We start from the raw sequence: 10,834 nt of genomic DNA, 5'->3' as shown, positions 1-10,834 counted from the left end.
ACACCATACGCTTCCATTGGCCGAATCTGACGATGAGTGGCAGTCACCCGGTAAAATTTCTGTTACCATCCCAACACGATTCACCTTGCAAAGTGGCAGTGACTATGAAATTTGTCTCTTTTAATATCAACGGCCTGCGCGCCCGTCCCCATCAGCTTGAAGCGATTGTCGAAAAACACCAGCCCGATGTGATCGGCCTACAGGAGACAAAAGTCCACGACGAAATGTTCCCGCTCGAAGAGGTCGCGAAGCTGGGCTATAACGTTTTCTATCATGGACAAAAGGGCCATTACGGCGTCGCGCTGCTAACAAAAGCCACGCCCATTTCCGTCAGACGCGGTTTCCCGGATGATGGCGAAGAGGCGCAACGCCGCATTATCATGGCGGAAATCCCCTCACCGCTGGGTAATATCACCGTCATTAACGGCTATTTCCCACAGGGGGAAAGCCGGGATCATCCGTTGAAGTTCCCCGCGAAAGCGCAGTTTTATCAGAACTTGCAAAACTATCTTGAAACGGAACTCAAGTGCGATAATCCGGTATTAATTATGGGCGACATGAATATCAGCCCGACCGATCTGGATATTGGCATCGGCGAAGAGAACCGCAAACGCTGGCTGCGTACCGGTAAATGCTCCTTCCTGCCGGAGGAGCGTGAATGGATGTCGCGGTTACTGAAGTGGGGATTAGTGGACACGTTCCGTCAGGCGAATCCGCAAACGATGGATAAATTTTCGTGGTTTGATTACCGCTCAAAAGGTTTCGTGGATAATCGCGGACTGCGTATCGACCTCTTGCTGGCAAGCGCTCCGCTGGCGGAACGTTGCGCAGAAACCGGTATAGACTACGACATTCGCAGTATGGAAAAACCCTCCGACCATGCGCCGGTCTGGGCGACGTTTCGTGTTTGATTCCGCTTTCTGATTAACCGTAAGGCCGGGATAGCGCGACGCTTCCCGGCAGGAATAACGACCTTAACGACAATGATAAAAAAACTCGATGTTGTTGCCGCCATCATTGAACGCGACGGCAAAATTCTGCTGGCCCAGCGCCCAGATCATGCGGATCAAGCCGGTTTTTGGGAGTTTGCCGGCGGTAAAGTCGAACCCGGCGAAACCCAGCCGCAGGCGCTTATCCGCGAGCTACGCGAAGAGTTAGGGATTGACGCCACGCCCGGCGTCTATATCGCCAGCCATCAACGCGACGTGTCTGGCCGACGAATTCATTTGCACGCCTGGCATGTGCCTGCGTTTAACGGTCTGATACGTGCGCTGGAACATCAGGCATTAGCCTGGTGTACGCCGGAAGAGGCGCTGGAGTACCCCCTCGCCCCGGCGGATATTCCGCTATTGCAGGCGTTTATGGCTTTACGCGACGCCAGACTAACGGATTCGTGCTGATGGTTTTTTCGTCACGCTGGCACTGGAGCAAGACGCCTTCCACTTTTATTACCGCGCCTTCGGAGTAATTCTGATCCTGGTAAACGCAGCACTGAATGCAGGGCTGGGACGACTGACCGCGCGTGCTGAAAACTTCCGGCGGGACATTCACCTGAATATCAGGACGACTGTTCTGGTTTGCCAGCCCGACCATTGGCATTATCGCCATCACGGCGACCACGAGGCTTCGGCGCATAGGATTTCCTTATTTTTCTAAGTATATTCTCAGTATAACGGTAAGCCGCCGTGAAAACTTTAATCCTCTTTTGTCATCGCTTTTAGTTATGACCCTCGCCCCGTTATGAATTTACTTAGCAGCGTCATTTTTTTCTTGCTTACCGTCACATTGCTGATGGTATAGTCGAAAACTGCAAATACATATTCTGATAAAACGCAAATACAACCACATTAATATATAAGAGGTTTTTATATCTATGGATCAGACATGTTCTCTGGAATCGTTCCTCAACCATGTACAAAAGCGCGACCCGCATCAAACCGAGTTCGCGCAAGCCGTCCGTGAAGTCATGACCACCCTGTGGCCGTTTCTTGAACAAAACCCCCGTTACCGCCACATGTCTTTACTGGAACGTTTGGTTGAACCAGAGCGCGTAATTCAGTTTCGCGTAGTGTGGCTGGACGACAAAAACCAGGTGCAGGTAAATCGCGCCTGGCGCGTGCAGTTCAACTCTGCTATCGGCCCCTATAAAGGCGGTATGCGCTTCCATCCTTCGGTAAACCTTTCCATCCTTAAGTTCCTCGGCTTTGAGCAAACCTTTAAAAATGCCCTCACCACGTTGCCGATGGGCGGCGGTAAAGGCGGCAGCGATTTCGATCCGAAAGGGAAAAGCGAAGGCGAAGTGATGCGTTTCTGCCAGGCGCTGATGACTGAACTGTATCGCCATTTAGGGCCGGATACCGACGTGCCTGCCGGGGATATCGGCGTGGGCGGGCGCGAAGTGGGCTTTATGGCGGGAATGATGCGCAAGCTTTCCAATAACAGCGCCTGCGTCTTCACCGGCAAAGGGCTTTCCTTCGGCGGCAGCCTGATTCGCCCGGAGGCGACGGGCTATGGCCTGGTCTACTTCACTGAAGCGATGCTTAAACGTCATGGTCTTGGTTTCGAAGGGATGCGCGTCGCCGTGTCCGGCTCCGGCAACGTAGCGCAATACGCCATTGAGAAAGCGATGGCCTTTGGCGCGCGCGTGGTTACCGCGTCGGATTCGAGCGGGACGGTGGTCGATGAAAGTGGCTTCACGCCAGAGAAGCTGGCGCGTCTGTGTGAAATTAAAGCCAGCCGTGACGGTCGCGTCGCTGACTACGCCCGTGAGTTTGGCTTAACCTATCTGGAAGGCCAGCAGCCCTGGAACGTACCGGTGGATATCGCCCTGCCATGCGCGACGCAGAACGAACTGGACGTTGACGCCGCGCGCGTACTGATTGCCAATGGCGTAAAAGCCGTGGCGGAAGGGGCAAATATGCCAACCACGATTGAAGCGACCGATCTCTTCCTTGAGGCGGGCGTACTGTTTGCGCCGGGTAAAGCCGCCAACGCGGGCGGCGTGGCGACATCAGGTCTGGAAATGGCGCAGAACGCCGCGCGGTTGAGCTGGAAAGCCGAGAAAGTGGACGCCCGTCTGCATCACATTATGCTGGATATCCACCACGCCTGTGTCGAGTACGGCGGCGATAATAAGCATACCAACTACGTTCAGGGCGCCAACATCGCCGGTTTCGTGAAAGTCGCCGACGCCATGCTGGCGCAGGGCGTCATTTAATCCCGTCGTCAGGCCAGATAGCTTTACGCTTATTCGGTCTGACGGCCTGTCTCCTCAGCCGGCGGGCTTTTTTTGCCCGCTCGCTTACGCGGCGCGCTCTTTTTCTTGTCTCCACCGCCTGGCGCGACTATCCCTCTGAAGCGCTTCACCGGCGTGCGCTTAGCCTGCTCGATCAGCTGATATAACGTGCCGACCAGCGGTTGCATAAAATCCTGGTAACGGCACTGTTTTTCGCTGATTTGCGTCAAAACAGATTCCCAGTGCGCGGTCATATCTGGACGGGCCGCCATTTCCGGCAGCGAATGTATTAACGCTTTGCCAGCATCGGTAGAATGAATGTAGCGCCCTTTTTTGGTCAGAAAGCTACGTTTGAACAGCAGTTCGATAATCCCGGCGCGCGTGGCTTCCGTCCCCAGCCCATCGGTCGCGCGCAGGATCTTTTTCAGATCTTTATCCTGCACGAAGCGGGCAATTCCGGTCATCGCGGAAAGCAATGTCGCATCGGTGAAATGACGCGGCGGCTGGGTTTGGCGCTCGACCACTTCCCCCTTTTCACACAGCAACTCATCACCTTTGGCGACAACCGGCAGCGGCGTACCGTCGTTTTCCTCGTCGCGCTCTTTACTGCCCAGTAACGTCCGCCAACCGGCCTCCGCCAGAAAACGCGCTTTGGCGACAAATTTTCCTTTGGCGATTTCCAGTTCAATAACGCATTTACGAAACACCGCGTCCGGGCAGAACTGCATCAGATACTGACGCGCAATCAGGGTGTACACTTTCGCTTCGTTTTCCGTCAGATGGACAGAAGAACTGCGCGCCGTCGGGATAATCGCGTGGTGCGCATCCACTTTTTTGTCATCCCAGCAGCGATTGCGCGTATCAGGATTAACCACAGACTGCGGCAGTAAATCCGGGGCGTGGACGCTAATCGCGTTCATGACCGCCTGCCGTCCGGCAAAGTGTTCTTCCGGCAGATAACGGCAGTCGGAACGCGGATAGGTAATCAGTTTGTGGGTTTCATATAGCTTCTGACAAATATCAAGCACGTTTTGCGCGCTCAGGCCAAAACGTTTAGCGGCTTCAATCTGTAGCGTCGAGAGCGAAAACGGCAGCGGCGCGGATTCTGATTCCCGTTTATCATTATAACTGGTTACCAGCGCGGGCTGACCGTTGATTCGGTTCACTACATGCTCCGCCAGCGGACGATGCAGCAAGCGCCCCTCTTCATCCTGATAAGGTTCGCACGCCTCGCTCGGCTGCCAGATAGCGGTAAAACGCTCGTCGGCAGGCGTAACGATGTGCGCCTTTACTTCAAAGAAGTCTTTGGCGACGAAGTTCTCAATCTCTTCGTCTCGCCGCACCACCAGCCCCAGTACCGGCGTCTGCACGCGTCCCACGGATAACACGCCCTGATAGCCGGCATTCCGGCCCAGGATCGTGTAAGCGCGGGTCATATTAATGCCATACAGCCAGTCCGCTCGCGCTCGCGCCAGCGCGGAGACGCACAGCGGCACGAAGTCGCTGTTCGCTCGCAGCCTGTCAATAGCACGCTCGACCGCCTGCGGGTTAAGGTCGTTTATCAGACAACGCCGCACCTGCTGGCGCTTTTCGGCAGGAAGCTGGAGATAATCCAGCACTTCATCAACCAGAAGCTGCCCTTCGCGATCCGGGTCGCCGGCGTGAATAATTTCATCGGCTTGATGCAAAAAGCGCTTAATCACATTGAGCTGTTTGGTGACAGAAGGACGAGGCTGAAGCTGCCATTTTTCCGGCACGATAGGCAGGTCAGCCAGATTCCAGCGCGCATAACGGCTGTCATACGCATCCGGCTGCGCCTGTTCCAGCAAATGACCAATACACCAGGTGACGACCTGCCCGTTTCCGCACTCAATAAAACCATCGCCTTTACGGTGCGGTTTTGGCAGCACATCCGCAATGGCGCGCCCCAGACTCGGTTTTTCGGCAATAAACAACCGCATCAGGTTAACGAATCTCAACCATAGCGCGACCGCCGCGGGCCTCGACCAGTTCGCCAATCGCGGTCAGATCGATACCAAATTCCGCCGCGGTGGCTTTAACATCGTCTTCGGCGTCCGGCGTTACCGCCAACAGCAGGCCGCCTGACGTTTGCGGATCGCACAGCAGGCTACGAACTTCACGCGACATGTCGCCCATCAGATGACCATAGCTGGCGAAGTTGCGCTCTGTGCCGCCCGGTACGGCGCCCAGAGCAATATACTCTTCCACGCCCGGCAGTTTAGGGATGTCCTGATAGCAAAGCAGCGCCTGCACGCCTGCGCCCTGGCACATCTCGCTCAGGTGCCCCAGCAGGCCAAAACCGGTAACGTCAGTCATAGCTTTTACGCCGTCGATATTGGCAAACGCCGCGCCAGCAATGTTCATCCGACACATGACTTCCGTCGCCAGCCCCTGATGTTCAGGCTTAAGCAGCGATTTTTTCTCGGCGGTGGTCAACACGCCAATCCCCAACGGTTTGGTCAGAAAGAGTTTGCATCCCGCCTGCGCGGTACTGTTTTTCTTCACCCGTTCGGTCGGCACTACGCCTGTGACCGCGAGACCAAAGATCGGCTCCGGGGCGTCAATAGAGTGTCCGCCCGCCAGCGCGATACCGGCCTGACGGCAGGCAAAGCGCCCCCCCTCGGTCACTTCACGCGCAATATCGGGCGACAGGGTATTAATCGGCCAGCCAAGGATCGCGATCGCCATAATCGGTTTGCCGCCCATCGCAAAAATATCGCTGATGGCGTTTGTTGCCGCAATGCGGCCAAAATCAAACGGGTTGTCGACTATCGGCATAAAGAAGTCGGTGGTGCTGATAATACTGGTGCCATTACTCAGATCGTAAACCGCCGCATCATCGCGGGTTTCATTACCCACCAGCAGGTTCGGGTCGACGAACTTCGCCTGCTCGCTATGCAGGATAGTCTCCAGCACTTTAGGGGAAATTTTACAACCGCAACCAGCGCCGTGGCTGTATTGCGTTAAACGAATGGCTTGCTCGCTCATGGACATCTCCTGTCATTGCATTCGCGCTATGGTAGCGCTCATTCCCTGATGTGGTAAGTATCACTGTCTGAATTACCGCGCCTTTGCTCAGAATCCAGACAGTTTTATCCCTCAGCGTCAGAAATAACGCACAAACGGCGTGGGGTCGGGGGTACTGATCGTCGTTGACGCTTTGAGCTGCGGCGTGCCGAGATAGAGAAAACCAACAATTTTATCCTGAGGGCGGCACTCAAAGGCTTCCCGCACGATAGCGCTCTCCGTTAATGCACCGCTACGCCAGATACCATTAAACCCTTGCGCAATCGCCGCCATTTGCATCGCCATCACCGCGCATCCGGCAGACATCTCCTGTTCCCACACTGGAACCTTATGGTTTTCTTCGCATTTCGCCACCACGGTAATGATCAGCGGTGCGCGAAACGGCGCATTACGCGCTTTTTCGATCGCTTTCTCATCGCCCCCGGCAGCGACAGCGCCTTGTTCAAGCACGGCGCTGAAGCGGTCGCGCCCCTCTCCTTCAATCACAAAAAAACGCCACGGCTGTAGAGATTTATGATCGGGAACACGCATTCCCGCCCGCAGAATGTTCTGTAATTGCTCTCCGACAGGCGCCGGTTCTGCGAGACGAGAGGCGCTCCGACGGTTGACCAGCAGTTCTAGTGCATCCATTTGATTAACTCCAGCAATGATATTTATTCACAAAATTAACACGGGAGCAGATTTTGTTACAGCGCAGGCAGTGATTCCTGCTGACAACTGCCTGATGGGTCATTACGATAGCCACATCTTAATGCTTTATCCTCACCAAGGTATAAGCGTTGTTACTCAGATAGGGAGAATACATGCGAACCCTGTGGCGATTTATTGCCGGATTTTTTAAATGGACGTGGCGAGTGTTGAACTTCGTCCGTGAAATGGTACTCAACCTGTTCTTTATTTTTCTGGTCCTGGTGGGCGTTGGGATCTGGATGCAGATCGGTAACGGCAGCAACAGTGAGCAAACGGCGCGCGGCGCTCTGCTGCTGGATATTTCCGGCGTCATTGTGGATAAACCGTCCACCAATCACCGTCTGGGCGCGCTGGGTCGCCAGTTATTTGGCGCCAGCTCCGACCGTCTGCAGGAAAACTCCCTGTTTGACATCGTCAACGCTATTCGTCAGGCGAAAGATGACCGTAACATCACTGGTATCGTTCTGGATCTGAAAAACTTCACCGGCGCCGATCAGCCGTCAATGCGCTATATCGGTAAAGCGCTGCGCGAATTCCGCGACAGCGGCAAACCGGTTTTCGCCGTGGGTGAAAACTACAGCCAGGGTCAGTATTACCTCGCCAGTTTCGCCAATAAAATTTGGCTTTCCCCACAGGGTCAGGTAGATCTTCACGGCTTCGCTACGAATGGCCTGTACTACAAAACGCTGCTGGATAAACTGAAAGTCTCTACCCACGTTTTCCGGGTCGGCACCTATAAATCCGCCGTCGAGCCGTTTATCCGCGACGATATGTCGCCCGCCGCCCGCGAGGCCGACAGCCGTTGGATAGGCGAACTGTGGCAGAACTACCTGCATACCGTTTCCGCCAATCGCCAGATTTCGCCGCAACAACTCTTCCCCGGCGCACAGGCTATTATCGACGGGTTAACCAGCGTGGGCGGCGACACCGCCAAATATGCGCTCGACCATAAACTGGTGGACGCCCTCGCCTCCAGTGCAGATGTTGAAAAAGCGCTGACGAAGCAGTTTGGCTGGAGCAAAACCGAAAATAACTATCGCGCGATCAGCTATTACGATTATTCGCTGAAAACGCCTGCGGATACCGGCGGTACTATTGCGGTTATTTTCGCCAATGGCGCGATTATGGATGGCGAAGAAACGCCAGGGAATGTCGGCGGCGACACTACGGCATCGCAGATCCGCGACGCACGCCTTGATCCTAAAGTGAAAGCGATTGTGCTGCGCGTCAATAGCCCAGGCGGTAGCGTCAACGCCTCCGAAGTTATCCGCGCCGAACTGGCGGCGGCAAGAGCGGCTGGCAAACCGGTGGTGGTCTCAATGGGCGGTATGGCGGCCTCCGGCGGTTACTGGATCTCTACGCCAGCAAACTATATCGTGGCCAGCCCCAGCACACTGACGGGTTCAATTGGCATCTTCGGCGTCATCAATACGGTAGAAAACAGCCTGTCGTCGATTGGCGTACACAGCGACGGCGTTTCCACCTCGCCGCTGGCGGATATTTCGATGACCAAAGCGCTGTCACCGGAAGTGCAGCAGATGATGCAACTCAGTATTGAGTACGGCTACAAACGCTTTATCACACTGGTGGCAGACGCGCGTAAGCGTACGCCGGAGCAGATTGATAAAATCGCACAAGGCCATGTCTGGACCGGAGAAGACGCGAAAGCCAATGGTCTGGTGGACAGTCTCGGCGACTTTGACGACGCCGTCGCCAAAGCGGCGGAGCTGGCGAAACTGAAACAGTGGCATCTTGATTACTATCAGGACGAACCGACGGTCCTTGATATGGTCATGGACAGTATGACCGGATCAGTACGCGCCATGCTGCCGGAGGCCATTCAGGCGATGCTCCCGGCGCCGCTCGTTTCCGCCGCCAACACGGTGAAGGCCGAGGGGGATAAACTGGCGGCATTTAACGATCCGCAAAACCGTTATGCGTTCTGTTTGACTTGCGCGAACGTTCGCTAATGCTTCATCTATAGCCATACCGGATGGCGGCGTCTGCTCATAGCCGCCATCCGATAATCATTAATACGTCCTTCGCGACACGACTGAACATTATCATGCAAAAGAAATCAATTTACGTTGCCTATACCGGCGGCACTATCGGTATGCAGCGCTCAGATAAAGGGTATATCCCGGTGTCCGGGCACCTTCAGCGTCAGCTGGCGCTGATGCCGGAATTCCACCGCCCGGAGATGCCGGATTTTACCATCCATGAATATGCCCCGCTGATGGATTCATCAGATATGACGCCGGAAGACTGGCAGCATATCGCTGCAGATATCAAAGCGCACTACGATGAGTATGACGGTTTTGTTATTCTGCATGGCACCGACACGATGGCGTTTACCGCATCGGCGCTCTCTTTCATGCTGGAAAATCTGGGCAAACCGGTCATTGTGACAGGGTCACAAATTCCGCTGGCTGAGCTGCGCTCCGACGGGCAAATTAATTTGCTGAATGCGCTTTATGTCGCCGCCAACTATCCTATTAATGAAGTAACGCTGTTTTTTAATAATCGTCTGTTCCGCGGCAATCGCACGACCAAAGCCCATGCGGATGGTTTTGACGCTTTTGCCTCTCCTAATCTGCCGCCCTTGCTGGAAGCAGGAATTCACATTCGCCGTTTAAATACGCCTCCCGCGCCCTACGGTTCTGGTGAATTAATCGTTCACCCTATTACGCCGCAGCCGATAGGCGTAGTGACGATTTATCCGGGGATTTCCGCCGAGGTAGTACGTAACTTTCTGCGTCAGCCGGTAAAAGCGCTGATTCTGCGCTCTTATGGCGTAGGCAACGCGCCGCAAAATAAAGCGTTTTTACAGGAGCTGAAAGAGGCCAGTTCGCGCGGCATCGTGGTGGTTAACCTGACGCAATGCATGTCAGGGCGAGTCAATATGGGCGGGTACGCTACCGGTAATGCGCTGGCGCACGCTGGCGTGATTGGCGGTGCCGATATGACCGTCGAAGCTACCTTAACCAAACTGCATTATTTGTTAAGCCAGGGTCTGGACACTCAGGCGATTCGTAGCGCGATGGCGCAAAACTTGCGTGGTGAATTGACGCCGGATGATTAAAAAATCCCGACGACAAGGAGAAGATAATGACAAACCGGGCCTTATTACTGGTCGACTTGCAAAATGACTTTTGCGCCGGCGGCGCGCTGGCTGTAGCGGAAGGCGACAGCACCATCGACATCGCCAACGCTCTTATTGACTGGTGCCAGCCCCGGCAGATTCCGGTGCTGGCCAGCCAGGACTGGCATCCCGCGCAGCATGGCAGCTTCGCCAGCCAGCATCAGGCGGAACCCTATAGTCAGGGAGAGCTGGACGGGCTGCCGCAAACGCTCTGGCCGGATCACTGCGTTCAACATACCGACGGCGCGGCGTTACATCCCCTGCTTAACCAACATGCGATTGACGCCTGCATCTATAAGGGTGAAAACCCGCTGATTGATAGCTACAGCGCGTTTTTTGACAACGAACATCGGCAGAAAACTACCCTTGATACCTGGCTTCGCGAGCATGACGTTACCGAGCTTATCGTGATGGGGTTGGCGACCGATTACTGCGTAAAATTTACGGTGCTGGATGCGCTAGAGTTGGGCTATGCCGTTAACGTTATCACCGATGGCTGTCGCGGCGTGAATATTCACCCGCAGGATAGCGCACACGCGTTTATGGAGATGGCGGCAGCAGGCGCGACGCTGTATACGCTGGCAGACTGGGAAGAGACGCAGGGCCAGGCTGTCGCCAGGTAGCGGAGCAGGTATCGTATCCGGTCAATACATCACGCAACGGTGAGACCATTGCATAGATCTTTGGGCCGGATACGTCACGTCAGCGTCGCTACCAGG

Annotated in this window: 10 protein-coding genes; 6 read left to right on the top strand and 4 right to left on the bottom strand. The window is 55.0% G+C overall.

The features are described 5' to 3' along the window. The first annotated feature begins 104 nt into the window (after positions 1-104). Together xthA and ACLD4F_RS01560 are read left to right on the top strand one after the other, a co-directional pair. On the top strand, positions 105-911 hold the full coding sequence (gene xthA, locus ACLD4F_RS01565; RefSeq protein WP_000673954.1) for an exodeoxyribonuclease III: 807 nt from the start codon (positions 105-107) through the stop codon (positions 909-911). Between the two features lie 72 nt (positions 912-983). Then, positions 984-1,400 carry a pyrimidine (deoxy)nucleoside triphosphate diphosphatase gene (locus tag ACLD4F_RS01560; protein WP_000592138.1) on the top strand — a complete coding sequence of 139 codons (417 nt, stop codon included), beginning with the start codon at positions 984-986 and terminating at the stop codon, positions 1,398-1,400. On the opposite strand, the gene ACLD4F_RS01555 is transcribed toward ACLD4F_RS01560, so the two are convergent. Then, positions 1,360-1,635, bottom strand: a complete 276-nt coding sequence (locus ACLD4F_RS01555; protein ID WP_001254682.1) for a YnjH family protein — start codon at positions 1,633-1,635, stop codon at positions 1,360-1,362. The genes ACLD4F_RS01560 and ACLD4F_RS01555 overlap by 41 nt on opposite strands. A 238-nt stretch (positions 1,636-1,873) precedes the next feature. Here ACLD4F_RS01555 and gdhA point away from each other — a divergent pair, with 238 nt between their 5' ends. Further along, positions 1,874-3,217, top strand: coding sequence for an NADP-specific glutamate dehydrogenase (gdhA, locus tag ACLD4F_RS01550; protein ID WP_023218982.1), 1,344 nt, complete (start codon positions 1,874-1,876; stop codon positions 3,215-3,217). Between the two features lie 29 nt (positions 3,218-3,246). Here the strand turns inward: gdhA and topB are convergent, their stop codons facing one another. The 3 genes from topB to ACLD4F_RS01535 all read right to left on the bottom strand — a co-directional run bounded on the left by topB (position 3,247) and on the right by ACLD4F_RS01535 (position 6,913). Then, positions 3,247-5,196 (bottom strand): DNA topoisomerase III, encoded by a 1,950-nt coding sequence (topB, locus tag ACLD4F_RS01545; RefSeq protein ID WP_079944268.1) that lies wholly within the window; start codon positions 5,194-5,196, stop codon positions 3,247-3,249. Between the two features lie 4 nt (positions 5,197-5,200). Next, complete coding sequence (gene selD / locus ACLD4F_RS01540; RefSeq protein WP_411010646.1) at positions 5,201-6,244, bottom strand: selenide, water dikinase SelD; 1,044 nt, start codon at positions 6,242-6,244, stop codon at positions 5,201-5,203. 117 nt (positions 6,245-6,361) lie between these two features. Beyond that, a complete protein-coding gene (locus ACLD4F_RS01535; protein WP_000339313.1) occupies positions 6,362-6,913 on the bottom strand; it encodes an NAD(P)H nitroreductase in 552 nt (183 codons plus the stop codon). Positions 6,914-7,086: 173 nt separating this feature from the next. On the opposite strand from ACLD4F_RS01535, the gene sppA reads away from it, so the two are divergent. The 3 genes from sppA to pncA all read left to right on the top strand — a co-directional run bounded on the left by sppA (position 7,087) and on the right by pncA (position 10,738). Continuing rightward, complete coding sequence (gene sppA / locus ACLD4F_RS01530; RefSeq protein ID WP_001259874.1) at positions 7,087-8,943, top strand: signal peptide peptidase SppA; 1,857 nt, start codon at positions 7,087-7,089, stop codon at positions 8,941-8,943. A 95-nt stretch (positions 8,944-9,038) separates the two neighbouring features. Next, positions 9,039-10,055: an asparaginase gene (gene ansA / locus ACLD4F_RS01525; RefSeq protein ID WP_001170134.1), complete on the top strand. Its 1,017-nt coding sequence runs from the start codon at positions 9,039-9,041 to the stop codon at positions 10,053-10,055. A gap of 26 nt (positions 10,056-10,081) precedes the next feature. Then, positions 10,082-10,738 (top strand): bifunctional nicotinamidase/pyrazinamidase, encoded by a 657-nt coding sequence (pncA, locus tag ACLD4F_RS01520; protein WP_000184701.1) that lies wholly within the window; start codon positions 10,082-10,084, stop codon positions 10,736-10,738. Positions 10,739-10,834 lie beyond the last annotated feature (96 nt).

Origin of the sequence: Salmonella sp. 741265050_HSA (genome assembly GCF_046569445.1) — a bacterium.
GTDB lineage: Bacteria > Pseudomonadota > Gammaproteobacteria > Enterobacterales > Enterobacteriaceae > Salmonella > Salmonella enterica.
This window is presented reverse-complemented; position numbering and strand designations above follow the sequence as displayed.